We start from the raw sequence: 24,353 nt of genomic DNA, 5'->3' as shown, positions 1-24,353 counted from the left end.
CCATGATGGGACCTCACTCCGACGACCGGCACGGCACCGACTCGCGACCGATCGGGCGGTTCGGCGGCCCCGGATCGGGCTCAGATGCCGATCGGGCCGTCTCGCCGGTCATCGGCGCGATCCTGATGTTCGCGCTCGCGCTCGCCTTGCTCGCGCTCCTCCAGACGACGGCGATCCCCGCACTGAACGAGAACCTCGAGTTCCAGCACAACGACCGGGTCCGGAGCGATCTGGGCGAGGTCGACGGAGCCGTCGATCGGGTGGCCGCGTCCGGCAACGGGGAGACAGTCGCGATCGGGGCCGGACTCCGTTATCCGCCGCGGCTGTTCTTCGTCAACCCGCCGCCGGCGTCCGGGACCGTGCGGACGACCGACGCCGGGACCGTCGCGATCGACAACGCCGCGGCGGCCGGCGAGACCGGCGACTACTGGAACGGCACGCCGCGGACGTTCGACACTCGCGCGCTCGAGTACGTCCCCGACTACAACGAGTACGGGGGCGCACCGACGACCGTCGTGGAGCCGTGGGTCCGCTACGACCGGTTCGACGAGCGAGCCGTTACGCGGTCCGAGCAGGACCTCGTCGACGGTCGCCGGCTCGATCTCGTCGCGCTCGAGGGCGAGCGGTCGGTCTCGCGGGCGGACGACGTTTCGGTCGACATCGAGCCGACCAGCGCACCGGCCCGGACGGTGACGGTCAGCGACCGAGGCGAGCCGATCACGCTGACGCTGCCGAGCCGGCTCTCCGAGGACGAGTGGCGGGACCTCCTCGCGGCCGAACTCGATCCCGCGGGCGATTCCGATGACGACCGGTACGTCACGAGCGTGGACTGTCAGCAAGCGCCGCCCGAGCCCTGCGGACAGGTGACCCTGACGCTCGAGGGAGGTGCGACCTACGAACTCCGGCTCGGGGCGGTCGCGGTCGGCAGCGGAGCGAGCCCCGAGGGGACCGCGTATCTCACCGACATCGAAGGGACGGCGACGGCGATCCCCGAAAGCGGCCGCCAGCGACTGGTTGTCGAGGCCCGCGACCGGTTCGACAACCCCGTCAGCGGCGTGACGGTAACCGGCAGCCTCGCCGGTGACGGAACGGTTCGGCCGGTCGAGCCGGTCACCGACGCCGAGGGTCGGGCGACGTTCGTCTACGAGGCCCCGGCCGACGTGGACGGGACCCGCGACGTCGAGGCGACCCTGCGGTTCGGCGACGGATCCGCACGGACCGTGCCCTTCGACGTTCGGGTGATGGACCGCGGCAACGGCGACGCGTCGTCCGTCGCGCCCAGTGCGACGATCACCGACGTAGTCGCGAATACCGGCGGGAACGACCGCTACGACGTCACGCTCAACGCGACCGACGTCAACGGGGACCTCGCAGGGGCCACGTTCGAACTGCGGGATCCTGACACCGGAACGCTCATCGACCGGGTCGAACGAAGCCTGCGCGGCGACGCCGACACCGCGAGCGCGAGACTAACGGCACGCGGGACCGACCGCCGCAGAAGCTACCGGATCGTCGCGACCGTCACCGACGGGGCCGGCAACGTCGCGAGTGACGAGCGGATCGTCAGCGGCTGACGCCAGCCGCGGCAACGGGCGACCGCCACCGTGCCCGTTCGAACGCAAGTCTGTTTTAGGTCCGTCCCCTCAACGGCGAGTATGGAGTGTCGTCACTGCGCATCGCCCCTCGAGAAACCCGGGGACTTCTGTCTGGTCTGCCGGGAGGCGAACACGGAAGCGATCGTCCTCGAGGCGGCACGCGACAGGGCGACGATTACGATGCTCGCCGGCGAGCCCGACGAGCGCGATCCGGACGCAACCGACCCCGAGGAACTGGTCCTCGGGGAGACGACGATCACGACGACGCCGGAAGACGGCGAGAACGAGCCGATCGAACTCCGGAACTTCGCGGGGCTGATCGGCGACGAGATCCGTCGCAAGCGCCCCGAGGAGGTCTACGCCGGCGGGACGCGGGCGGTGATCCGCGCCGTCCGCGAAGACGTCCACCACCCGTTCTACCGGGTCGACGACGACGATCCCGTGCAGGCGGTCCTCGAGCGCCGGGGCAATCGCGCGCTCGACGTCGTCGAGACCCCGCCGGCCGAGAAGATCGGCGGCAGCCACTCGACGCTGATCGGGGGCCGAACGGGGATGAGCGCCATCCAGACCGTCGCCGGCCATCCACACGTCAAGAAGGTGATTCCCGGTCCCATCGACGCCGGCGGCAAGGGCTCCCAGTCCGGCATGCGCGCGAAGGTGACCCGCGCCGACGACGGCGGCAACGTTCGCATGCTGCTCCGAGACGGTTCGAGCGTCCAGGAGAACCGCGTCGTCACGACCGCCCGCGACCGCGAGATGGGCGAGCGCATCCGCGAGGACTTGAACGACGTCCTCTCGGACGCGGAGTTTCAGTGACCGCGACGGACCGACTCCGCCGCCGGTCGTCCGGCCGTGACTCTCTCGAGGCAAGTATTGTACCGAATCGATGGAGGAGTCAGTTCCTGCTGGTTGTCGGAGTCTTAATGGGGCGGTCGTAATTAGATATAATTAGCATGCTCGAGCGACCGGACGCGGTACTGACGCTGATCCCCCTGCTGGCAGTCAGCGGCCTCGGGATTCGGACGCTACTTGCGGCCCCGACCGTCGGGACGGGGCTGGTCACTGCACCGCTTGCCGTGGCCGGCTACCTCGCCGCGCTCGCCGTCGTCTTTCTGGAACTGCTCGCGTGGCCGGTCGCCGAACGGGTCGGCGGCTCGTGATCGCCGACACGGGGAGTGCAGGGATCGGTGCGACTCAACAGGTTTAAGAATCCGCTGCCGATAGTGACGGTCACTATGGCCAAGAAAGGAAGCGTCGGTAGCGCCGGCCGCTTCGGTGCCCGCTACGGTCGCGTCGCGCGACGCCGCGTCAGCGAGATCGAAGACGACATGGAAAACGCCGAGGTCGACGGCGACGACGTCACCCGCGTCGGGACCGGTATCTGGAAGAACGAAGAGACCGGCAAGGTCTTTACCGGCGGTGCCTACCGCCCCGAGACCCCCGCCGGCCGCACCGCCCAGCGCTCGATCCGCGCTGCCCTCGCAGAGGACGACGACGAATAACTCCCTTCGGTACTCAGTATGAGTTACAAATGCTCCCGCTGTAAACGCGACGTCCAACTCGACGAGTACGGCGGCGTCCGCTGTCCTTACTGCGGCCACCGCGTCCTCCTGAAGGAACGCAGCCGCGACGTCAAGGAAGTCGACGTTCAGTAACGTGGCCGCCCACGAGGCGACCCTCGAGTTCGACTACGACCGGCCGTCGCGGGCCGCGCTCGTCGCCGAATCGGTCGCCCGCGAGATCGGCGAGATCGACGACGACCGCTCGCGGACGACCCTCGAACGGACGGACTCGCGCGTTCTCGTCGAGATCAACGCGGACGACGTCATCGCCCTTCGTGCGGCGTTGAACACCTGGTTCTCGCTGATCGACGTCGCGGAACGGACAGCCGACGTCGGCGAGACGGCACTCGAGTCCCGATAGCTCTACGTCCCCTGTACCGGCAGGCAACGGGGTCTTCGTTCCCGTCACCGAACCCGCCCTATGGCCGACCGGAACGGAACGTGGCTCGGGCTCGACGCCGCCGCCAAGCCGCTGGTGATCGCCGGGCTCGCACTCGGCATCGGGCTGGGCGGGTTTTTCGACGGCATCGTCTTTCACCAGATCCTCCAGATCCACAACATGCTCTCGTCGTATCCGGACGCGAGCGTCGCGACTGATCTGGAACTCAACGTGATGGCCGACGGGATCTTCCACCTCGCGACCTACACCTTCACGATCATGGGCGTGGTCCTCCTGTTTCGCGCGTGGCGGCTGCCGTCGGTACCCGGGTCCGGACGAACGCTGCTCGGTGCATCGATCATGGGCTGGGGCGTGTTCAACCTCGTCGAGGGGCTCGTCGACCACCAGCTACTCGGACTCCACCACGTCTGGCCCGCCGGCCCCGGCCCACTCTTGCTGTGGGACATGCTCTTCCTGCTGTGGGGGCTACTCTTTCTGGGTGGCGGCTACCTCGTGATCCGAACCGACAGTGTGGCCGCGCCGACGGCCGGCGACGACGCCGTCGCAGCCGACGGGCGTGGCCCTGAGTAACGCGGCTCGGGCGGGCGTCGACCGGTTGCGATCGGACCGGAAGACAAAGCTGGTCTTTATCAGTCCGGAGGGCGACGGTCGAGACATGCAAGGAAATCTGCCTCCTGAAGCCCAGGAGAAAATCGAGCAGCTCCAGGACCTGCAGGAGACGGCACAGGAAGTCGCCGTCCAGAAGCAGGAAGCCGAATCGAACCTCACCGAAGCCAAGAACGCCCTCGACGAACTCGAGAACATCGACGAAGGGACGACGATGTACCGAAACGTCGGCGAACTCCTCGTCGAGACCGACTACGAGCAGGCCGAGGAGGACCTCGACGAGAAGGTCGACTCGCTCGAGATCCGCCTCGAGACCTTAGAGAAGCAAGAAGAGCGCGTCCAGGACCAGTTCGAGAGCCTGCAGGAGGAACTCGAGGACATGCTCGGCGGCATGGGCGGCGGACCGGCCGGCCCCGGCGGCCCGGGCGCTGGCGGCGCGTAAATGTCACCTGACGAGCCGTCCGACGAGACCGTCGTTCGGACGGCCGCCGACGCCGCGGAGGGCGTCATCTTTTCACAGTACAAACAGTCCGACGTGCGCGATTACGACGTCACCGTCGTCTTCGAGGACGGCGTCTTGGAAGTCGACGTCTACCTCAACGCGCCGGAGGGCGAGGACGAACCCGACCCCGAGCAGGTCGCCGACGACGCCGCGCTCACCGCGCGACAGGCCGTCGACGACCTGTTCGAAGCGTAGCGGCCCGGTTCGGCGGTCGGGATCGCCCCTTCTCTCGACTCATCGGTCCAGATAGCCGCCGCCGACGAACGCGAGTCCGACGGCACCGACCAACAGCACCACGCTCGCGACGGACTCCGGGAGGGGACCGATGGAGTCACCGACGTACCCGACCGCAACGAGTGCCGCTACGAGAGTGGCGGGGATCGGATGTGCCACCAGTTGCTGTTCGAAGGCTCTGAGCCGCCAGTACACCATCTCGAGGCTCGAGGCGACGGTCGCCCCGAGCGGCCGGTTCCCGTCGGGGTTTTCGGCCGGTTCGAACGCCTCGAGATCGCTGTCCTCGACGGTGACGATTTCGCCGGTGTTGACCCGCCGGCCGTCGGCGTCGCCGACCCGGAGCAGGGTCCCGGCGTCGCCCGTCCCGACGACGCGGTAGATTCCGCCCGGGTAGTCGCCGTCGGTCGGCCGGACGTGATCGCGAATGGAACGCGACTGCATACCGGTACGGCGTCGCCGGAACTACGTAATACTGGAGGCTCGACCGCGAGCGGAGACACGGTCGTCACCGAGGCCGAGCGCCCGCTACGTCCGCCGGCCGTCGGGAGCGAGCAACTCGATCGGATGCGGAACCGACCGCTCGAGCAGCGCCTCGAGCTGGTCGCCACACGACGTGCCGGATGCGACGACGGTCTCGGCGTCCTCGACCTGCGTCGCCAGCCGTTCGCCGACGTCCACGCTGAGTTCGTAGTACTCCCGCTTGTAGCCGAAGGAGCCGGCCATTCCGCAGCACTCGGCGTCGGAGGTTGTGGGCGCGTACCCGCACTGTTCGAGGACGGCCACGGTGGGTGCCTCGAGGGCGAGGGTCCGCTGCTGGCAGTGGGAGTGGTAGGCGATCGGCTCGGCCCCGTCGCCGGTCGACAGCGCCGAGGGATCCGCGCCGTTCTCGAGCAGGCCGTAGACGTACTCGCAGATCTCGTAGCTGTTCTCGCGGAGCCGCTCGAAGGAAGTCTCGGGGAGCAGGCGTTCGTACTCGCGGTGCATGGCCGCCAGATCCGACGGCTCGACGACGACCACGTCCCGACCGGCATCGAGGTCCTCGGCCACGGCGGCGTAGAGCCGGCTGGCCTGCTCGTCCGCCGTCGCGATCATCCCCTGGGAGAGGGCAGCGCGCCCGCTCTCGGGTAGGTCCGGCACGCGGACCGGGACCCCCAGCGCCTCGAGGGTTTCGACCGCGGCCTTCCCGCGCTCGACATCGACGTAGTTCGTGTAGACGTCGGGGTAGAGGACGACCTCGCGCTCGAGGTCGGTCCTGCCGCTCCGAGCGGCGGCTTGGTCCGCCCGTCGGCTCGAGGCGGCTTCGCCACCTCGGTCCTCGAACCAGTCGACGAGCGACTCCCGCCGGAAGGTCGGCAGGTCGCGCCGGCGGTCGATCCCGAGGGTTCGCTCGAGGGCCGCGCGGACGGGACCGGCGTCGGCGAGCCAGTTCGAGACGGGTGCGGTCGCGCTGGCGGCCTTCGCGACGGTACCGATGTTGCCGAAGAAGCGCTTGCCGGGATCGAGCCCGCCCGACTCCGCGTCGGGGGTGAGGCCGTCGACGAGGAAGTCGTAGGACTCGGGCTCGCTGCTGCGGTTCACGCGGTCCCGGACGACGGTGTTGATCCACGGGATGTCGATCTTCACCGGGCAGGCGTCGACGCAGTTCGTACAGCCGGTACAGAGGTCGTTGAACTCGGCCGCGGAGTCCTGCCCGTGGACGCCGGCCTCCCAGCCGGTGGCGATCCCGCCCGAGTAGGTCTCCCCGCCGAAGCCGTGGCCGCCGACGGACTGGAAGTTGGCACACGAGTTCGAGCAGGCCCCGCAGCGAATGCAGTACAGCGTCTCCCGGAGCTGGTCGTCCTCGCGCATGTCCGTGCGGCCGTTGTCCAGCAGGACGAGGTGGAAGTCGCGGTCCGGGTCGCCGGTTCCGTCGGGCGCGCCCGTGTCGTCCGCCGCGTCGCCGCCCGTAATCGGCTCGTCCGGCGAGTCGAAATCGAGCGTCGGCGAGTCCGTCGGCGGCGACAGCATCGTCACGTACTGGGAGATCGGCTGGCCGGTCGCGCTCTTGGCGATGATGTCGACGAACGGCTCGAGGTCCGACAGCGTCGGGATCAGTTTCTCGACGCCGGCGACCGCGACGTGGGTGTCGGGCGTGACCGCACACTTGCGGGCGTTGCCCTCGTTGGTCACGAGGGTGATCGTCCCGCTGTCGGCGACAACGAAGTTCGCGCCGGTGATCCCGACATCGGCGTCGGTAATGATCTCGCCGAGGTGGTCCCGGGCGAACCGCGTGAGTTCTTCGGCGGTCTCGAACGGCTCGTCGGGGTCGAATCGCTCGTTGAACAGTTCGGCGATCTCCGCGCGGGAGATGTGCATCGCCGGGCCGACGATGTGGGAGGGCGTATCGTCCGCGACTTGGAGAACCCACTCGCCGAGGTCGGTCTCCGTGACGTCGATCCCCTCGGCCGCGAGCGCGTCGTTGAGGTCGATCTCCTCGGTCGTCATTGACTTCGATTTGACGACCGACGGCGTGTCGGTCTCCCCGGCCACCCCGTTCTCCTCGGTCCGGTTCTCGACCACGTCGGCCACGTAGGCGTTCGCGTCCGCGGCGTCGTCGGCGACGTAGACCGTGCCGCCGTTCGCCTCGACGGCCTCGCGGACCGTCTCGATCAGGTCCGGCAGCCGATCGATGGCGTCTTCCTTGATCGCCCTGGCCTCGGTTCGCAGTTCCTCGATGTCGTCGGTCGCCTCGTAGGTCACATTGCGGCGCTCGTTCGAGTGACTGGCCTGTGCGTGGATAGCTTCGCCCTCGGTCTCGAGCAGGTGGCGGATGCGATCGGCCGTCCCGGCGCGCGATCGTTGTGCCATCTTATCGGTCCTCCAGGACGATCACGTCGACATCGCCGGGGCCGTGGACCCCGTGGACGAGGTCGCCCATGTCGGCGGTCGCGCTCCGGCCGGTCGCGAAGACGACGCTGTCCCGGCCCGCGTCGAAGCCCTCGGCCAGCCGCTCGAAGCCAGCACTCAGATCGGGGACGACGTCGCTCTCGGCGACGACGGCGACGTGGCGGTCCGGGTAGAGGCTGATCGGCTCCGCCCCGTCGGCCGTCGACTCGACCGCGACGGTGCCGTACTCCGCGACGGCGAACCCGACCGGAGTGACGCCGGTCCGGGCCGCCTCGAGTTCTCCCGCCGTCGGCTCGGTCGTCACGCTCGCGGGGAGCGAGACGCCCTCGAACGGCAGTGACGCGCCGACTGCCGGCACTTCGACGATCCGTTCGATCCGCTCGCTCGCGTCGGCGGCCGACACGCGCTCGAGGCCCACCTCGAGTCCCTCGAGCGCGCGTTCGAATCGGCCGACAGTGTCGACTGTCATCGTCTCTCATGTTCGGGCGGACCGGCAAGAGCGTGACGGTCGGGCCGACACCCGCCGGCGACCACCACCCAACGGGATAGCGTCTCGGTTGGATCGACGGCGGATGCTCCCGATCGCCTGGCAGGCCAACTCGACTCGCGGTTTCTCCCCGTCCTCAATCGCGCCCTCGAGCGTTACGAGAGGACCTCACGGAGGACAGCGACGATGTCGGGTGTCGCGCGGGCCATGCCGGCCGTCAGGCAGTACAGGGCAACCGGCGTCCGAACGGCGTTCAACTCGACCGACTGCCCGGTGGCTTCCCGCAGGAGCTGATCGGCACGCTCGAGTCGCTCACACAGGTTCGACGCTACCCAGCGCTCGAGCGCTCCTGCCTCGAGCAGCGATTCGATCGCGGTGATCGCGTCGTTTCGCCGGTCGGCCACGTCGTCGACCGTCTCGATCACGATCGGGTCTCCCGTTTCGATCCGCGACCGGAGGCGCTCGAACCCCTCGATAGCGACGAGATTTCGGGCGGCGTCCCGGACGTAACGGGCCGGTTCCCCGATGGGGGTGCCATCCCCCACGTTTCGGCTCTCGTATAATGCGAACTCCAGTACCGTTGCGGATGTCGATTCCGGTTCGATATCCCGGTCGACGTACTCGTGGGGGTCGGCCGACACCGGGTCGGGCAACACCTCCCGTCTGTCAGACCGACGATCGGCGAGCGACGCCGCAGCCTCGGAAAGCGCCGCTCGCTCGGCGTCCTCGAGCGAGTCGACGAGCGTCTCGTAGACATGTGACGCGTCCTCGAATGCCGCACGGCTGGCCTCAAGACGAGCGGCCATCGCGCCGACAGCGAGCGACGGAGCCGGCTCGTCGACGTCCGATACCGACGCCAGTTCGTCGGCCGCAGTATCAAGCAGCGAAGCGACATCGGCGTGGGTCCATACCGCCGCGATCGGGTCCGAACCGACGAGAAACACCCGCTCCTCGTCGAACGACTCGAGGCTCGTTCGTTGTGCGTCCGTCGCCTCGAGGATCTCCGATCGGGTGCGTCCCTCATCGATCGCTGCCCAGATGCCGGCCGCGTCGGCAGCGCTCCGTCGGGCCAGCCGAAGGCGCTCGAGACGAGCCCCGATCGTCGGTTCGTCGGCTACCGCTTCGGCGTGTTCACGTGCGGTTTCTCGCGCGGACTCGAGCCGCCGTCGGATCACCCCGTTGGGAACCGTTTCGGCACCGACCGGTTCCGGGATCGGCTCGAGTAACATCTCGACTCGTCGCGCGCTGGCCCGGCGGTACTCGTCGGTCACCGACAGGCCAAGCCCGTGACTGACGGTCGGGCGGGCGGTATCGTCGACGAGCGCGGCGAGGCGGTCGCCGTCGAGCGAGGCGGAGAATCCGGGGAGCACGCTACAGCCGGCGAGCGAGACCGCGAGGGATCCCACCGTCCCGAGAAGCGCGCGTCGTGACGTGACGATACTGGATCGATCGCTGCCGAACGTCATGTCTCGCCGCCCTCCGCGGCCGTTTCGTTGCCGGGGGTCGTCCCGTCGGTATCGTTCGACTCCTCGGCTGCGTCGGCCAACGAGCCGCAGTCGTCCGGAACGGTCACGTCGAACTGGTCACCGATATCGATCGGATTCAACGTGTCCGGCACGCGGACGAGCGCCGCAACCCACTCCTTCCCGTCGGCGTCACAGTCGACGTCATACTTGTAGAGCGGGAGACAGAGGGATATGGTAAGGCGGTCGTCGCTCCACGAGACGGCACGCGGTTCCACGCGGCGACAAGTCCCGATCTCCAACTGCACTATGGCGACTGACGCTTCGTCGTAGGCCGTCTCCCGAAGGAATGCCGCCACGTCGTCGCCGGCACCGTCGTCGGCGAACGTGAGGTCGTCGACGAACTGCTCGCCCCAGACGAGATACCGTGCCGGCTGGGACGAGAGGATACTTAGATCGGCGGACCAGTAGCCCACCCCATTCGTCTTGTCGAATTCGACCGGTCGTGTCGGTCCTCGGACGACCGTCGTTTCGGGGTCGCGGTCCTCGCAGTTCGTCTCACACGTTGGGCTCCGATCCTCGAGGAACTGCGCCACTTCCGATTCGGTCGTACAGCCGGCACTGCTCGCGAGCAGCGCGGTCGTCGCACAGAGGAGATCGCGTCGGCTCCGGACGCCCATCGCGTGAAATAACTCATATAGATATCATAAATTTTCCCCTTTACGAGACGGTGAGATGCCGTTCGAAGCCGGTCGGTCGGCTGGCGACGTTTACAGCGGTCTTCGCAAGCGCTGCGATCCAGCCCGACGGGCGGCGCTCGAGCAGGGCCGACGACGCCTACCGCGACTCGCAGATCGCCAGAAAGTTCTCGAAGATCTCCTCGCCCTCCTCGGTGTGGGCGACCTCCGGGTGCCACTGGACGCCGTAGAGGTCGCGGTCGGTGTCGCTCATCGCCTCGACGTCACAGACGTCGCTTTGGCCGGTCAGCTCGAACCCTTCGGGCAGTTCCGTGACCTCGTCGGCGTGGCTCGCCCAGACGCGGGTCTCGGGGTGTAGCGAGCCCGTCAGCGGGTCGTCGTCGTCGACGATGTCGACGGTCACGTCCGCGTAGCCGCCGTACTCCCCGCTTCCGACGCTGCCGCCCAGTTCCGCGGCGATCAGTTGCATCCCCAGACAGATGCCGAGTACCGGCACGTCCGCCTCGAGGTAGTCAGCGGACTTCCCGACCCGGTCCATGTCCGGACCGCCCGAGAGGACGACGCCGTCGGCGTCGACGTCCTCGGGAGGCGTGTCGTTGTCTACGATTTCCGTGTCGACGCCGAGGTCGCGAAGCGCCCGGCCCTCGAGGTGGGTGAACTGTCCGTGGTTGTCCACCACGACGATCTTCGTCATTGGGTGTCCGTAGCGGACGGCCCGATAAAAGCGGTCCGGAACGCGCTCTCGCGAGTCCTCGCGCCGACAGACTGGATCTTATAAAGCGGCCACGGGTGGAGGTGAACGCGTTTCCGAACGCCGCCACCACGTGTTTCGAAGACAGCATGAGCCGACGGCGAACACACGCAGGCGACGTGCGATGGGGCTGGACCTGTCCCCGCTGCGAGACGGACGTCTCGGTTCGGAGAGATCCCGACTCCGACACCTTCCGCTGGGAGTGCGATGCCGACCACTGCGCGGCGGTCGGCTTCGGCTTTACCTCCCGGCGCAGGGCCCGACTCGCCCTCCGAGAGTACCGCGAACGGTATCAAAACGTCTACCGCTGAGCCGATCCCGCGGCGGAACCGCACCGCTCGAGTTGCGCGTTCCGGTACGTTTATGCGTTCGTCACCGGATGCCAACGGTATGGCAGTCGATCTCGGCCAATTCGATCATCCGTCGTGGCTTACCGTGGCAGGAACCGGCCTCGGGTACGCGCTGATCCTCGCAGTACTGACGCTGGCCATGTTCATCGTCCCGTGGCTCGTCTTCTCGGCGCTGTAGGCGACCGGCCCTCGATGTCAGTCGGTACCGTCCCACCGCAGGCACTCTTGTGCCACTCGCGGCGACGAACGAGTTCCGGACAGTCGCTCGAGTCCTCTCGGATCCGTTCTCACGACAGTCACGGTCGCTGAGGGGTAGGGCCAGATACTACTCCCTCGACGTGGACGGTCGCCTGTGAGCGACCACACGCAGCGCGTCAAGCCCGAGCGGGCCGACAGGACGAGGCCATGGCCGGTCCTCGTGGCCCTCGGCCTCGCCGGCTCCGAGGTCGGCATCGTCGTCGGCCTCGGTCCCGTCGCCGTCGCCGGTCTCGTCGTGTTCGCCGCCAGCATCGCCGGGATCCTGGCCGATGCCGGCTACGTCGCTCGGCCGCTTCCGTTCGCGGCCAAAACGGGCGCGGCGTTCGTGGCCGTCGGCGCGGTACTTGCCGCCCACGGAACCGGAACGGTGCCGATCACACCCCTCGAGCCACTCTCCGGGCTCGCGAGTCGCGGCGCGGCGATGGTCGTCGCCGGATTCGTGACGATCGGCGGTGCGGGGCTGCTGTTGACGCGGCGACCGGCGGACGAACGTCCAGACCGATAACCACACAACCCACTCAAGGACCAAGACAATGAGCAGACGCGCCTTCGACGCCGAAGTCACGCTCGACCTCGCGGTCAACCTGCTGCCGTTCCTGATCATGGCGTTTTTCGTCGGCGTCTTTGCCGTCTTCAACCCGTGGGGGTTCGATCCGCTCCAGTCGGCGCTCCAGTTTTCGATCCTGTTCGCGACGATGGGGATGCTCGCGGTCGCGACCTATCTGGCCGCGCGGGTGATCGAAACCGACGATCGGACCCGCCACGACACGAGCGACACCTGACTCAGTTGATCACCAACACGAACCCGGTGATCGCCATCAGGACGGCGATGCCGACCAGCAAAAGGAGAAACAGCTCCTTCTCCGCGAGTCGGCCGCGAGCGTCCCGAGCGGTCCCGTCGTCGATCTCGTTCGGAGGCATCCTCACGGCGGCTACACCGCGGCCCCAAAAGAGCGTTTCCCGGGCCGGACCGGGGCGATGCAACGAGCCGGCGTCGGGGGCGGTGGATCTGCTGCGAACGCCGCCGTTCGGGCTCGACGGGGATCAGGCGTGTCGGTGACCGTGTCGGGCCGTGAGGATGTCGTCGGCCCAGTCGACGTCGACGCGGTGGTGTGGTGTTCCCGAGAGTCCGTCGCGGCTGACGATCTCGAACGTCCGGTTCCGTGCGTCGGGGGTAAACGGTGCGGCCGCCATGATCCGTGCGACGTCCGCCCGGGGGATCGAGCCGGTGACGGAGTCCCCGCCCTGGCCGACGACGACGTCGCCGCTTGGCGGATCGTCCGTGAGTCGTCCCGGACGCACGATCGTGTACCCCAGTCCGGAGCGTCGTAGCGCTGCTTCGGCGTCCCGCTTGGCTCGTCGTACACCCCGGAGTGCGAGCCGCGCCGGGAGCGACAGCCCCGCCTTCGAGTCACCCACGCCGATGGCGCTCTCGAGGACGACGTACGAGACGCCCTCGGCGACGGCCGCGGTCGTGAGATTGATCGCGCCGGTCCGGTCGACGAGTTTGCCGCCGGTCAGGTGACGCAGACACGGCGGCGAGCCGAGCGCACAGCAGACGAGGTCACAGTCCTCGACGGCCGCGACGGCGTCGCCCGAGTCGAAGAAGTCGGCGACGACCACCTCGTCGGCCCCGTGGCGCTCGAGCGTGTCGACGTTCCCGTAGGAGCGCGTCGTCGCGCGGACCGTGAGATCGGTCGGTCGGAGGACGGATAGCAGTTCCTCGCCGGTGGCCCCGCTGGCACCGGCGACGAGGACGCGGTCGAGTGGGCGTGAGTCGGTCATCGGGTCAGTTACTGGACCGACACGGAAAACGCTCAGCAGCGGTCGGTGGGCATGACAGTCTCCGCCGAGTGCGAGACGCCGGGCGATGCCACGACCGGAACCGAGCGCGTCGTTCGCCGGTGAGGACAGGTCACGAACTTCGTAGTCGGGATGGTCGGCCGGACCGAATCCCGATTCCGGCTCGAGTCAGCCGGCCGGTCGTCTCGCCGTCGCGGTCCCCCGATCCGTTACCGCGCCAATTATTAACTGGGGACATGTGGGTAGCCGACATGGATCGAATTTCGCTCGGCAACGACGAGTTCGAGGGTCGGAACAACGCCTACGTTCTCGCCGACGACGCCGCGAGCGAACTCGCGCTCGTCGATACGGGGATCGCGGTCGATCCGGTCCGAACGGACCTCCGCGACGGGCTGGCCGACCGCGGCTACGAGATCGCCGACATCGACGACATCGTCCTCACACACTTCCACGCCGACCACGCCGGACTGGCCGGCGAGATTCAGGCCGAAAGCGGGGCCACCGTCTACGTCCACGAGGCCGACGCTCCGCTCGTCGCCGGGGCGGAAGACGCCGTCGCGGCCGTCGAGGACCACCGTCGCGAACTGCTCGAGGAGTGGGGCGTCCCCGAGGACGCCCGGCGGGAACTGCGTACCTTCTTCGAGTCAGCCGAGATCGAGGGGCCGCCGGCCGAGCCGACGCCCATCGAGGACGGCGAGGTCCTCGAGGTCGGCGGCCACCGCCTCGAGACGATCCACGCGCCGGGCCACGCGGCGGGCCTGTGCTGTTTCGAGATCGACGGCGGGGACGAGGCGTTCGTCGGCGACGCCTTGCTACCGGTGTACACCCCGAACGTCGGCGGCGCGGACGTCCGGGTCGAGCGCCCCCTCGCAAAGTACGTCGACACGCTGGAACGACTCGCCGACCGCGACTACGACCGGGCCTGGCCCGGCCACCGCGACCCCATCGACGACCCGACTGCCCGCGCCGAGACGATCCTCGAGCATCACCGCGAGCGGGCGGCAACGATCGTCGAGTTGCTGGCCGACCACGGGCCGGCCGATGCCTGGACGATCAGTGCCCACCTGTTCGGCGACCTCGAGGGAATCCACATCGTCCACGGTCCCGGCGAGGCCTACGCCCACCTCGATCACCTCCGCCACGAGGGCTTCGTCACGGCCGATGGCGGCACGTATCGCCTCGAGCGGGAACCGAACACCACGGAACGGATCGTTTGAGCCGCTGACTGACGGCGTCCGAAGTCACAAACACCACACGTATTCACTGTTCTCAAGAGCCGCTCGAGAGCGTCTGAACCGAAGTATTGTCGGTACCGTAGTAAGAAACTCCACATTAGTGTATTGTTCACAAGATCCTTGCTAACTTCCCTCACCTTTATTACGGGTGACTCGAAACTGGTGGGTGAGAATCGGTAACTCAGTGACACACAATGGTTAACGAAGATAACGATACGATCGATTCAGGTGAGATTGGTAACGGTAGTGTCGGGCGGCGGACGTTTTTGGGGGCTGCAGGTGCCGGTGCGGTGACGACGGCGCTGGCCGGCTGTCTCGGCGGCAGCAGTACTGACGGCCTCACGATCGGTCACCTTGCGCCGATGAGTAATCCGCTCGGAATCGGCTCCAAGCGGACCGCGGACATGGCCGTTGAGGAACTCAACAGCGATGGGGGCTTCAACGGCGAGGACGCCGAACTCATCACGAAGGATACGCGAACTGATCCGAGCGAAGCACAGAGCGTGACTGAGGAACTCATCCAGCAGGAGAACGTTGACGCCCTCGTCGGAACGTTCAACTCCGAGACGACGCAGTCGATTCTGGACCTCACCGCGGAGTTCGACGTTCCCTTTATGATTACCGGGTCGGCCGATCCGGGCCTCATCACGGACTACACCGGTTCCGATTACGAGAAGTACAAGAACATCTTCCGCATCGGCCCGATTAATTCCGATTTCCAGGCCGAGTCGATCGCCGACTACTGTGCGTACCTCAACGATCGACACGGCTGGGAACGGGTCGCGTTCCTTCGCGACCAGGCCGCGTGGACCGAGCCATTCGGTAACCAAATCCCCGATCTGCTGTCCGAGCGGGGCTTAGAAATCGTCTATGAGGACGCCCTCTCGATCGGAGGAGTCGACTTCGGACCCGTGATGAGCGACATCGACGATTCGAACGCCGACTTCCTCTTGCGGTTCTTCGCCCACATTGATGGTGGCGACATGCTCACACGATGGCACGAAGGCGAGTACGAGTTTGGGATCGAAGGCGTTCACGTTCCCGGGATGCTCCCGTCATACAACGGTCCGGCGGCGTACAACGGTGCCGCGACCTACGAGACGACTGCCCAGTCCGGTGCCGCTGGCGTCGCACCGATTACGGAGCGGACACAACCCTTCGTCGAGGACTACGCCAGCCGCTATCAGGACGCCGAGAAGTCTCCGATCCGCGCGCCGATGTACATGGGGTTCAACACGTACGACGGCATTCATATCTTCAAGGAGGTCGTCGACTCCCTCGAGACGACGAGTACGCGGGACAACCTCGACGACTTCGTCAGCGAGATGCTCGATATCGACTTCACCGGCGTCGCCGGTCAGGTCAGTTTCTTCGGGAAGGATTCCGACTACCCCCACGACGTCGAAGACGAGCGTGGCGAAGACGGAAAAATCACCAACTATCCCATGACCCAGTGGGTCGGAACGGAAGAGATCGAGTGTGTCTACCCCGAAAAGCAACGGACCGCCGAGCATCAGATGCCGCCGTGGATGAACTAAGAAATGCTCGGAGATATCGCCACGCTGGTGGTGCAAGGGACGCTGATCAGCGCCGTCTACGCGCTGATCGCGATCGGCTTCACTATGATCTTCGGCGTCGGGGGGACTCTGAACCTCGCTCACGGTGCATTGATCATGTCCGGAGCCTACGTCTTCGGTGTCCTCGCACAGAGCGTCCATGCGGCCGTCGCGTTCCCGGTTACGATCGTCGTAGTCGCCCTCTTGTCGTGGGGACTCTACCAGATCCTCGTTCGCTGGGTCGAAGAAAACGTCGTCATCACGTTCTTAGCGACTGTCATCGTTGCGGTCGCGGCGACGGAGGTCATCCTCATTCAGTTCGGAACCTCACCGCTGGGTATGACGCTCGTCAGTGGTGCCGTGAACCTCGAGAGCTACGGGATCAACGCGCGGCCACGAAACGTCCAATTCCTCGGCTTCGTCATCTCGTGGGCCGCGATCGGACTCCTGTGGTTCTACATTACGAGGACCGACGACGGCCGATCGATCCTTGCGGCCTCGATGAGCGAGCGCGGGGCACAGTTAACCGGCGTCGACCTACAGTCGGTGCGATCGAAGACGTGGCTCATCGCTGGGGCGCTCGCCGGAGCGGCCGGCGTCATTCTCGGTTCGACGGGCGGTGCGACGCCGCTCATGTGGCTCAATCCGCTCGCACTGGCGTTTATGATCGTCGTCATCGGTGGTATCGGATCGATCAAAGGGTCCGTGGTCGCGGCGTACGTGATCGGATTCCTCGAGCAGTTCACGGTCGTGTTCTTTGGGCACGGTCTCAGAGGGATCCTCTCGCTGCTTGTACTCGTAGCGTTCCTACTGTTCATGCCGCAGGGACTGTACGGGAGGGAGTTCGCACATGATTAGTACGATTCTACTCCTCGGGACGGTACTCTCGACGGTAACGGGCCAAATCGGTAATGCCGCCGAAACGGTACGTCGGCAACTCCTCACGCCGGTCGGCCGCCTATTCGACGGGCTGCTAGCGCCGATCGACCGGGTACTCGACCCCGTCGCGAACGTCTACAATCGACTGTTGGGACCGTACTTCGGAGAGATGTCCGGACTGCAATTCGGTGCGATCGCCGTTAGCCTCGTCGCACTGCTCACTGCGGGCGTCTGGGCCCCGATGGTCGGACCGCTCCTCGGGGGCGGCCTCCTGCGGACGCTGGCGCTTGCCAGCATCTGGGCGATCTTCGCGATGGGATGGGACATCCAGAGCGGATACACCGGATACATCAGCTTCGGCCACTCTGCACTGTCCGGAGCGGCCGGTTACACGACGGCCCTCCTGATCGTTCACGTCGACCCGACGCTCTCGTTCTGGATGACCGCGTCGGCGTCGGTGTTGGCCGCGCTCGTAGTCGGACTGGTGATCGCATTGCCCTCGCTTCGGCTACAGGGGCCGTACTTCTCGCTGATCACGTTCGTCGCCGTACTCCTGTTCTATCGGCTGACAACGGCGTTCGATTCGCTCGGCGGAATTCCCGGATTCGGGGAACCGGACGTCTTCACCTGGGATCCGATGATGCGATACTACTATATGGTGATCCCGATGCTGCTCGTCGCGCTCGCGTTGACGTTCATGGCCCGATCGAACCTCGGGATGATCCTGATCGCGATCCGGGAGAACGAATCGGCAGTGTCCGCCGCCGGGATCAATCCGACGAAGTTCAAGATCTGGTCGTTCGTCCTCAGTTCGATCCCGATGGGGATCGGTGGCGTCCTCTTGGTCGGCTTCACCGGGAACGTCGATCCGAATACCTTCGTCATCGTCGACAACAGCATCGAAATGATCGCGATCGCCGTCATCGGCGGCATGAGTTCGATCCTCGGGCCGTTGGGCGGCGCGTTCCTCTTCGAGATCCTCAACCACCAGATACTCCACGGCTTTTCGACGCCGGTCAGGTATCTCTTCCTGTGGATAATCGTCCTGTTCGTCCTCGTGTTCGCACGCGACGGGCTGTTCAGAGCGATCTGGCACCGGCTCGGTTCCGTCCGAGGTGATTCCGAATGAGCGTTCTCGAGGTCAACGGACTCACGAAGAAGTTCGGTGGACTCGTCGCCGTCGACGACTTCTCGTTCGAGGTCGGCAAGGGCGAGATCGTCGGTCTAATCGGTCCGAACGGATCGGGGAAGTCGACGGTATTCAACTGTATCATGGGGATCTACGACGTGACAGCTGGCGAAATCCGGTTTAACGGCGACGACATCACGTCGCACTCGACCCATCAGGTCGTCAACAAGGGGCTCTCAAGGGTCTCCCAAGAGTCGAATCCGATCGACCAGTACTCCGTCGCCGGGAACATCAAACTGTTCACGCTCCCGAACAGCATCCGTTCCCTCCACGGCGGTGCCAGCGAGGAGGAAATCTACGACTACGCCGCTCGCATCGACATCGAGGAGCATCTCCACGAAATGCCCGGCGAGTTGCCCCACGCGGACGTCCGCCGGCTCGAGATCGCCAAGTCGCTGGCGACCGAGCCCGAGATGATGCTGCTCGACGAGCCGTTCGCGGGGATGAACCAGGCCGAGATCACCGAACTGGCCGACCAGATCGAGCGGTTCCGCGAGCAAGGGATGTCGATGGTCGTCGTCGACCACAACATGGGCGGTCTGATGGACCTGGTCGATCGGATCGTCGTCCTCAACAACGGCGACTTCCTCGCGGAGGGGACGCCGGAGGAAATCGCCGAGAACGAGCAAGTCCAGGAGGCCTACCTCGCTGGGGAGGGACTCTAATGTCCGCGATACTCGATATCAACGACCTCAACGTCTACTACGGCAAGTCACACGCGCTGAAGGGCGTCTCGCTGTCGATCCAGGAAGGCGAAATCTACGGCGTCATCGGCCCCAACGGGGCCGGGAAGACGACGATGCTGAACGCCGTCGCCGGCTTCCTCGACTACGAGGGATCGATCAGCTACGCCGGTCGCGATCTCGCGGGACAGCCGTCCCAGGAGATCGTCGAGTCAGGGCTCATCTACTGCACCGAGGACCGGGACCTGTTCCCGTACTTCTCGGTCCACGAGAACCTGCTGATGGGCGCGCAGTTCCGCGACGACAAGGCGGCAGTACAGGACGATCTCGACATGGTCTACGACCTGTTCCCGCGGCTGGACGAACGCCGCGAGCAGGAGGCCGAGACCATGAGCGGCGGCGAACAGCAGATGCTCGCCGTCGGCCGCGCGCTGATGAGCGACCCCGACATGCTCATGTTGGACGAGCCGACGCTCGGGCTCGCGCCGGTCATCATCGAGGACATCGGCGAAGCGCTCGAGAAACTCCAGAAAGAGGAGGGGCTGACGATCCTGCTGGCCGAGCAGAACTCGACGTTCGCGCTGAACCACGCGGACCGGCTCTCGCTGATCGAGACCGGCGAGATCGAACTCTCCGGCCCGCACGACGAGTTCACGGACAACGACTACGTCCGCGAGGCGTACGTCGGCGTCCACTGATCCGCGGTTCGGGCTCGTTTTTTGATCGGTCGACCGAAATCAGCGGCGCTAGCCGTCGGTCTCGAGGCCGCCCTGAAACGCCGCGACGGCCTCGCGGAACGCGTCGGGAATCCGGGTCGGCTCCTCGTTCTCGGTATCGACGGCGACCTGCGTGACGGTGCCGTCCGCCAGGACCGCGTCGTCGGCCTTCCGTTTCGCCCGGTACTCGTACTCGAGACTCGAGGTGCCGATGTCCGCGACCCGGAGTTCGTTGACGATCACGTCCTCGAACTCCGCGCCGGTTCGGTAGTTCAACTCGGTGTTGACGACGTGGATCTGCCAGCCGTCCGCGCGCATCCGGTCGTAGCCGTAGTCGATCGCGCGGAAGAACGCGGAGACGGCCTCGTCCTGAAAGGTGAAGTACTCCCCGTAGAAGACGATTCCCTGCTGGTCGGTCTCGGCGAACCGAACGCGGTTCTCGAAGACCGGCTGGAACGCGGGGCCGTCCGCCGCTCGCTCTTCGGTCTCCGTGTCGTTTGCTCCCATACCGACAACGCCGCCGCGACGGGCAAAACCGTACCGGCCACGGCAAGCAACCACAGTCGGGCAACCGCGACCCCGTAACGCCTCCCCGTCGCCTCGCGGTCCGCGGCCGCGTGGCCACGGCCGATCCGCGCGTCGCGGCCTCGGTCGGACGACGGCCCGGTTCGACGGTCGCTCGCGCCCCGCTGTGAATGCGTGCCGATGGCCTATCCGTCGCGGCGACGTATCGGACACATGGTCAAGCTCTCGACGCTCGTCGTCCTCGCCGGCGTGGTGATGCTCGTCTTCCCGATTCCGCCGATCGCCAGCGCCCTCGGCGGGGTCGCCGTCATCGTCATCGGGCTCGCGCTTCGATTGCTGACGGACGTGTGAGACGCGGCGGGAACGCGACGGCGAATCGGCGTCTCGCCACGGCGGCCGCGGAGCGGGTGGCCGGCGCTCCCGGTCCTGCACTGTTGGGTCGACTCTTTTATTGGTCGGCGATCGATCAACGGCTATGCACTCGACGCCGCAGGTAGTTGTCGCCGGCGGTGGGCTGGCCGGGCTCGTCGCTGCCCGGCACCTCGCCGCCGCCGGTACAGACGTGACGTTGTTCGAACGCCGCGAGACGACCGGGGGTCGGGTCCGCACCCTCGAGCGGGACGGCTTCCGATTCGACCGGGGCTTTCAGGTCTGCTTTACCGCCTATCCCGCCGTTCGGCGCGAACTCGACCTCACGGCGCTGCACCTCCGCCGGTTCGCGCCGGGAGCGACCGTCGCCGGCCCCGACGGGCTGTCGACGCTCGCGGACCCGCTCAGGGAACCGGGGACGATTCCGGCGACGCTGTCGAACCCGTACGTTTCGGCGGGCGACGCACTCCGGGTGGCCCGGCTCTGGTACCGGCTCCGGCGAACCGATCCCGGCGACATCTTCGCCGGGGACGACGAACGGATCGACGACTTCCTCCGTACTCGGGGGTTCTCCGATCGGTTCATCGAGGGTTTCGTCGCGCCGTTCTACGGCGGGATCACGCTCGATCGGTCGCTGGCGACCTCGCGACGGGTCTTCGAGTACACCTTCCGGACCCTCGCGGCGGGCGAGACGGTGGTCCCGGCCGCCGGCATGGAAGCGATCCCGGCGCAACTCGCCGATCGCGTCCGCGAGGTCGGCGGAACGATCCGAACGGGCACTACGGTCGAGTCGGTCGCGGCCGACGGCGGGGACGCTAGCGATTCCACGGGCTCGGTTACGGTCGAAACCGACGCGGAACCCCTCGAGGCCGACGCGGTCGTCGTCGCGACCGACCCGCCGACGGCGCGGGACCTGACGGGGGTCGAGTCGATTCCGACCGAGGCGCGAAGCTGTGTCACTCAGTACTACGCACTGCCGGCGGGAACCGATCTGGGGACCGGCCGTCGGCTCCTGTTGAACGCGACCGGATGGGGGCCGAACCACGTGGTGCCCCACAGCGCGGTCGCTCCCGAGTACGCGCCGGCCGACGCGACGTTGATCAGCGCGACCTATCTCGGAGAGCAGCCGGCGAGCGACGAAGACCTGGCCGAGCGGACCCGCCGCTCACTCGAGTCGTGGTCTCCCAACCGGGAGTTCGACGACCTCGAGACGCTGCATACCGAGCGGATCCCGTTCGCGCAGTTCGACCAGCCGCCGGGGATCCACGACCGGCTCCCCGACGCTCGCGACCCCGCGGGCTCGGTCTATCTGGCCGGCGACTACACACAGTGGTCCTCGATACAGGGCGCGATGGAGAGCGGGCGGCGGGCGGCCGAAGCGGTCATCGACGATCTGTCGGGCTGATCCGTCGGTCGACTCGAGCGGTAGCGGCCAGCCGACGGTCGACCCGAGCGCCGGCGACGCTACCGCAGTCGAGCGACCGCAGACATCCGGCCCGACATCCGGCGTGTGTCGTACTGGACAGTCACTCGACGGCCAAACGACTACGGCGCTCGGCGTCGTTCCGTCGACAGGCATCCATGGCCATCGACGAACTCCTCGAGGGGGCGGACCTCACCGGGCGACAGGCGGCGATCATCTTCTTTAGCTTTCTCCTCTTGATCGTGCTGGCCGCCGTGCTGTTGATCACGTTCAGCGACTTCTTCCGGAACCTCGTGGTCACCGTTCAGGTGGCCGTCGTCGCCCCCGCGGCCCGACGGACTCGAGCGGCTGTCTCGGAACGAGTGGAGTGACTACAGGAGCCGTCGGCACCGTCCGAGCGGCGGGAACCACAGCACCTCGTCCGTCGCGGCGTCCCTGACGGCGGGATGGAAGGCGTCGGGGTCACGGACCAGCGGCGACTGGAAGTCCCGACCGCGCATTCCGTTGACGGTCGCGCCGGCCGCGAGGCGGGTAAACGCCGGCAGGACGATCACGTCCGCGCCCTCGTAGCAGTCCGGCCCGTAGAGGAGACAGGGGAGCTTGCGGCCCTCGACCGACAGCGCGGGGTGGTCGTGGCCGACGACGTACCGCTCGGCGCTTTCCACGGGGCGCTCGTGACCGTGACAGATCACCGTCTCGCCACCGTCCGGCCGGTACTCGGGAACGGTCTGCCCCGAGAAGACCTCCCCGAGCATCGCGTCGTGGTTGCCCGGCGTAACGACCAACTCCGCACCGGCGTCCGCGACGGTCGCGACGACCGCCTCGAGGTCGCGCTCGAGGCCCCGTGGCAGCCGCGAAAACGAGTGGAGGAGGTCGCCCGCGACGACGACCGTCGCCGGCGCGGTCGCCTCGAGTACCGCCGCGAGCCGGTCGCGAACGTCGGCACCGTCGTCGATCGGCGCGTCGACGCTCGAGTCGGCGGCCTTGCCGAGATGGACGTCCGCGAGAACGAGCGTCTCGGTCGTCGGGAGGAAGATCGACCGGTCGTGGACGGCGAACGGAACGTCGACCCCGACGCCGTCGGTCATCGATCCGCGTCGTCGTCGCCGTCCACGGACGGTCCGCTATCGTGGTCGGCGGACGCGCCCGCGTCGGTTCGCGCACCGCCGTCGGTCCGCATCTCCTGGCCCAAGGCGTCCGCGAGGTCGTACTCCGTGCCGGTCAGGATGTAGAGGACGTCCTCCAGGGGCTCGAGGATCTCGGGGAGGATGCGGAGGACGAGGTAGGTGATACCCAGCAGGGCGACGATCGACAGCGACTGGGCGATGAAGTTGTGGGCGACGATGTAGGAGGTCCGGTCGGCCGGCGCGCCCATGAACTCCGTCGCGATGGTGACGAAGATATCCTGCTGGAACCAGCCCCACGGCGAAGCCAGCCCGATGAAGACGTTCCGGACGAGATTCAGGAACCAGATGACGCCGACCGCGAGCGGGAAGGCAACCGCTTTCCGCTTGAGCGGCGCTTTGACGGCGGCGATGAGGCCGCCGAAGATGGCCATGCTCCCGATACCCGTACAGGCCGTGATGATGTAGGTCGTCCGGCCGGTCACCGTCTCGTCGGGATCGAAGGCAAAGCGGCTCTGATAGCCGTTTGCCCCCTCCTCGAGGCCGGGGCTGTGGCCGAGCAGCTCCATCCCGAAGTGGGTCTGGGCGGCGGTCGTCTCGATCAACCACGTGCGGACGACCGGAATCGTCTCGACGGGCAGGTAGATCAGCCCCATGAACGCGACGGCCTTCGAAAGCAGGAGCAGCGACTCCCGGCCGGTGGCAAGCAGATAGCCGGTGTAGGCACACAGCGGCAGCGCTGCCACCGTCAGCAGCGTCTCGATCGGGCTCTTGACCTCGAGGTAGTAGTGGGGAGCAAGCGTCAGCCAAAAGACGCCGAAGACGACCCACGCGCCCGCTGCGAGGTATCGCGCGGGATCGGTAGCCCCGTACCATTGGATGACGGCCGCGACGACGAACGCGCCGATCGCGGTCCAGGCGAGGGCGTCCGACAGGGGAACGGAGCCGATACTCATCGAGAGTACCGTCGCGGGTCCCGCCACGGGGTCGACAACCGTACCGGGGGCCGCGGTCGTCACTGGGAGGGGCGACATAGTCACGTAATCCCGAGGGACTCTC

General features: G+C 66.8%; 33 protein-coding genes. 22 read left to right on the top strand and 11 right to left on the bottom strand.

The genetic code is table 11. The features are described 5' to 3' along the window. Positions 1-2 precede the first annotated feature (2 nt). From ACSBP4_RS11525 to ACSBP4_RS11485, 9 genes are all read left to right on the top strand, one after another. Positions 3-1,574 (top strand): Ig-like domain-containing protein, encoded by a 1,572-nt coding sequence (locus ACSBP4_RS11525; RefSeq protein ID WP_435552276.1) that lies wholly within the window; start codon positions 3-5, stop codon positions 1,572-1,574. Positions 1,575-1,655: 81 nt separating this feature from the next. Then, positions 1,656-2,411 (top strand): DUF2103 domain-containing protein, encoded by a 756-nt coding sequence (locus tag ACSBP4_RS11520; RefSeq protein ID WP_049964761.1) that lies wholly within the window; start codon positions 1,656-1,658, stop codon positions 2,409-2,411. A gap of 137 nt (positions 2,412-2,548) precedes the next feature. Then, positions 2,549-2,755 carry a hypothetical protein gene (locus ACSBP4_RS11515; protein WP_006181149.1) on the top strand — a complete coding sequence of 69 codons (207 nt, stop codon included), beginning with the start codon at positions 2,549-2,551 and terminating at the stop codon, positions 2,753-2,755. 75 nt (positions 2,756-2,830) lie between these two features. Continuing rightward, positions 2,831-3,097 (top strand): hypothetical protein, encoded by a 267-nt coding sequence (locus ACSBP4_RS11510; protein WP_006181150.1) that lies wholly within the window; start codon positions 2,831-2,833, stop codon positions 3,095-3,097. Between the two features lie 18 nt (positions 3,098-3,115). Beyond that, positions 3,116-3,250 carry a DNA-directed RNA polymerase subunit P gene (locus ACSBP4_RS11505; protein WP_006181151.1) on the top strand — a complete coding sequence of 45 codons (135 nt, stop codon included), beginning with the start codon at positions 3,116-3,118 and terminating at the stop codon, positions 3,248-3,250. A gap of 1 nt (position 3,251) precedes the next feature. Continuing rightward, positions 3,252-3,518 carry a KEOPS complex subunit Pcc1 gene (locus tag ACSBP4_RS11500; RefSeq protein ID WP_435552275.1) on the top strand — a complete coding sequence of 89 codons (267 nt, stop codon included), beginning with the start codon at positions 3,252-3,254 and terminating at the stop codon, positions 3,516-3,518. Positions 3,519-3,578: 60 nt separating this feature from the next. Continuing rightward, positions 3,579-4,127, top strand: coding sequence for a DUF2243 domain-containing protein (locus tag ACSBP4_RS11495; protein WP_006649457.1), 549 nt, complete (start codon positions 3,579-3,581; stop codon positions 4,125-4,127). Positions 4,128-4,212: 85 nt separating this feature from the next. Beyond that, entirely contained in the window at positions 4,213-4,605 is a 393-nt protein-coding gene (locus ACSBP4_RS11490; protein WP_015299147.1) for a prefoldin subunit beta, read from the top strand. Further along, positions 4,606-4,860 (top strand): hypothetical protein, encoded by a 255-nt coding sequence (locus tag ACSBP4_RS11485; RefSeq protein WP_006181155.1) that lies wholly within the window; start codon positions 4,606-4,608, stop codon positions 4,858-4,860. Between the two features lie 39 nt (positions 4,861-4,899). On the opposite strand, the gene ACSBP4_RS11480 is transcribed toward ACSBP4_RS11485, so the two are convergent. The 6 genes from ACSBP4_RS11480 to ACSBP4_RS11455 all read right to left on the bottom strand — a co-directional run bounded on the left by ACSBP4_RS11480 (position 4,900) and on the right by ACSBP4_RS11455 (position 11,127). Further along, on the bottom strand, positions 4,900-5,340 hold the full coding sequence (locus ACSBP4_RS11480) for a hypothetical protein (protein ID WP_435552274.1): 441 nt from the start codon (positions 5,338-5,340) through the stop codon (positions 4,900-4,902). Positions 5,341-5,424: 84 nt separating this feature from the next. After that, positions 5,425-7,746, bottom strand: a complete 2,322-nt coding sequence (locus tag ACSBP4_RS11475) for an LUD domain-containing protein (RefSeq protein ID WP_435552273.1) — start codon at positions 7,744-7,746, stop codon at positions 5,425-5,427. A 1-nt stretch (position 7,747) separates the two neighbouring features. Continuing rightward, the gene (locus ACSBP4_RS11470; protein ID WP_435552272.1) at positions 7,748-8,254 is read right to left on the bottom strand and encodes an LUD domain-containing protein; all 507 of its coding nucleotides are present in this window, start codon (positions 8,252-8,254) and stop codon (positions 7,748-7,750) included. A 173-nt stretch (positions 8,255-8,427) separates the two neighbouring features. After that, the gene (locus ACSBP4_RS11465; RefSeq protein WP_435552271.1) at positions 8,428-9,738 is read right to left on the bottom strand and encodes a hypothetical protein; all 1,311 of its coding nucleotides are present in this window, start codon (positions 9,736-9,738) and stop codon (positions 8,428-8,430) included. Then, positions 9,735-10,415 (bottom strand): hypothetical protein, encoded by a 681-nt coding sequence (locus ACSBP4_RS11460; RefSeq protein ID WP_435552270.1) that lies wholly within the window; start codon positions 10,413-10,415, stop codon positions 9,735-9,737. Before ACSBP4_RS11460 ends, ACSBP4_RS11465 begins: the two co-directional genes overlap by 4 nt. A gap of 157 nt (positions 10,416-10,572) precedes the next feature. Further along, positions 10,573-11,127, bottom strand: coding sequence for a GMP synthase subunit A (locus ACSBP4_RS11455; RefSeq protein ID WP_435552269.1), 555 nt, complete (start codon positions 11,125-11,127; stop codon positions 10,573-10,575). A 146-nt stretch (positions 11,128-11,273) separates the two neighbouring features. On the opposite strand from ACSBP4_RS11455, the gene ACSBP4_RS11450 reads away from it, so the two are divergent. The 4 genes from ACSBP4_RS11450 (at position 11,274) to ACSBP4_RS11435 (ending at position 12,574) form a co-directional block, all read left to right on the top strand. After that, on the top strand, positions 11,274-11,495 hold the full coding sequence (locus ACSBP4_RS11450; RefSeq protein WP_049905680.1) for a hypothetical protein: 222 nt from the start codon (positions 11,274-11,276) through the stop codon (positions 11,493-11,495). 79 nt (positions 11,496-11,574) lie between these two features. After that, positions 11,575-11,712 (top strand): hypothetical protein, encoded by a 138-nt coding sequence (locus tag ACSBP4_RS11445; RefSeq protein ID WP_006649447.1) that lies wholly within the window; start codon positions 11,575-11,577, stop codon positions 11,710-11,712. A gap of 174 nt (positions 11,713-11,886) precedes the next feature. Further along, the gene (locus tag ACSBP4_RS11440; RefSeq protein ID WP_049964769.1) at positions 11,887-12,297 is read left to right on the top strand and encodes a DUF7541 family protein; all 411 of its coding nucleotides are present in this window, start codon (positions 11,887-11,889) and stop codon (positions 12,295-12,297) included. Between the two features lie 28 nt (positions 12,298-12,325). After that, entirely contained in the window at positions 12,326-12,574 is a 249-nt protein-coding gene (locus ACSBP4_RS11435; RefSeq protein ID WP_049964770.1) for a DUF6684 family protein, read from the top strand. Position 12,575: 1 nt separating this feature from the next. On the opposite strand, the gene ACSBP4_RS11430 is transcribed toward ACSBP4_RS11435, so the two are convergent. Beyond that, a complete protein-coding gene (locus ACSBP4_RS11430; RefSeq protein WP_006649445.1) occupies positions 12,576-12,713 on the bottom strand; it encodes a hypothetical protein in 138 nt (45 codons plus the stop codon). A 123-nt stretch (positions 12,714-12,836) separates the two neighbouring features. Then, positions 12,837-13,577 carry an NAD(P)H-binding protein gene (locus ACSBP4_RS11425; RefSeq protein WP_049964771.1) on the bottom strand — a complete coding sequence of 247 codons (741 nt, stop codon included), beginning with the start codon at positions 13,575-13,577 and terminating at the stop codon, positions 12,837-12,839. A 269-nt stretch (positions 13,578-13,846) separates the two neighbouring features. Between ACSBP4_RS11425 and ACSBP4_RS11420 the strand changes: the two genes are divergently transcribed. From ACSBP4_RS11420 to ACSBP4_RS11395, 6 genes are all read left to right on the top strand, one after another. Next, positions 13,847-14,812, top strand: a complete 966-nt coding sequence (locus ACSBP4_RS11420) for an MBL fold metallo-hydrolase (protein ID WP_435552268.1) — start codon at positions 13,847-13,849, stop codon at positions 14,810-14,812. Between the two features lie 308 nt (positions 14,813-15,120). Further along, a complete protein-coding gene (locus ACSBP4_RS11415; RefSeq protein WP_435552291.1) occupies positions 15,121-16,368 on the top strand; it encodes an ABC transporter substrate-binding protein in 1,248 nt (415 codons plus the stop codon). A 3-nt stretch (positions 16,369-16,371) separates the two neighbouring features. Then, positions 16,372-17,244, top strand: coding sequence for a branched-chain amino acid ABC transporter permease (locus tag ACSBP4_RS11410; RefSeq protein ID WP_435552267.1), 873 nt, complete (start codon positions 16,372-16,374; stop codon positions 17,242-17,244). Further along, on the top strand, positions 17,237-18,394 hold the full coding sequence (locus tag ACSBP4_RS11405) for a branched-chain amino acid ABC transporter permease (protein ID WP_435552266.1): 1,158 nt from the start codon (positions 17,237-17,239) through the stop codon (positions 18,392-18,394). Before ACSBP4_RS11410 ends, ACSBP4_RS11405 begins: the two co-directional genes overlap by 8 nt. After that, positions 18,391-19,119, top strand: coding sequence for an ABC transporter ATP-binding protein (locus ACSBP4_RS11400; RefSeq protein ID WP_435552265.1), 729 nt, complete (start codon positions 18,391-18,393; stop codon positions 19,117-19,119). Before ACSBP4_RS11405 ends, ACSBP4_RS11400 begins: the two co-directional genes overlap by 4 nt. Further along, positions 19,119-19,835, top strand: a complete 717-nt coding sequence (locus tag ACSBP4_RS11395; RefSeq protein WP_435552264.1) for an ABC transporter ATP-binding protein — start codon at positions 19,119-19,121, stop codon at positions 19,833-19,835. The genes ACSBP4_RS11400 and ACSBP4_RS11395 overlap by 1 nt, the downstream gene beginning before the upstream one ends. 48 nt (positions 19,836-19,883) lie before the next feature. Here the strand turns inward: ACSBP4_RS11395 and ACSBP4_RS11390 are convergent, their stop codons facing one another. After that, a complete protein-coding gene (locus ACSBP4_RS11390) occupies positions 19,884-20,360 on the bottom strand; it encodes an acyl-CoA thioesterase (RefSeq protein WP_049964775.1) in 477 nt (158 codons plus the stop codon). 231 nt (positions 20,361-20,591) lie between these two features. Here ACSBP4_RS11390 and ACSBP4_RS11385 point away from each other — a divergent pair, with 231 nt between their 5' ends. The 3 genes from ACSBP4_RS11385 (at position 20,592) to ACSBP4_RS11375 (ending at position 22,541) form a co-directional block, all read left to right on the top strand. Next, positions 20,592-20,729, top strand: a complete 138-nt coding sequence (locus ACSBP4_RS11385) for a hypothetical protein (RefSeq protein WP_049964944.1) — start codon at positions 20,592-20,594, stop codon at positions 20,727-20,729. Between the two features lie 124 nt (positions 20,730-20,853). Continuing rightward, complete coding sequence (locus ACSBP4_RS11380) at positions 20,854-22,152, top strand: NAD(P)/FAD-dependent oxidoreductase (RefSeq protein WP_435552263.1); 1,299 nt, start codon at positions 20,854-20,856, stop codon at positions 22,150-22,152. 176 nt (positions 22,153-22,328) lie between these two features. After that, entirely contained in the window at positions 22,329-22,541 is a 213-nt protein-coding gene (locus ACSBP4_RS11375; RefSeq protein WP_373631174.1) for a hypothetical protein, read from the top strand. Here ACSBP4_RS11375 and ACSBP4_RS11370 read toward each other — a convergent pair whose 3' ends face one another. Next, positions 22,542-23,258: a metallophosphoesterase gene (locus tag ACSBP4_RS11370; protein ID WP_049964777.1), complete on the bottom strand. Its 717-nt coding sequence runs from the start codon at positions 23,256-23,258 to the stop codon at positions 22,542-22,544. Then, a complete protein-coding gene (gene artA, locus ACSBP4_RS11365) occupies positions 23,255-24,328 on the bottom strand; it encodes an archaeosortase A (protein ID WP_049964778.1) in 1,074 nt (357 codons plus the stop codon). Before artA ends, ACSBP4_RS11370 begins: the two co-directional genes overlap by 4 nt. Between the last annotated feature and the right edge of the window lie 25 nt (positions 24,329-24,353).

This window comes from Natrinema sp. CGMCC1.2065 (assembly GCF_051225675.1).
Classification (GTDB): Archaea; Halobacteriota; Halobacteria; order Halobacteriales; family Natrialbaceae; genus Natrinema; species Natrinema thermotolerans.
This window is presented reverse-complemented; position numbering and strand designations above follow the sequence as displayed.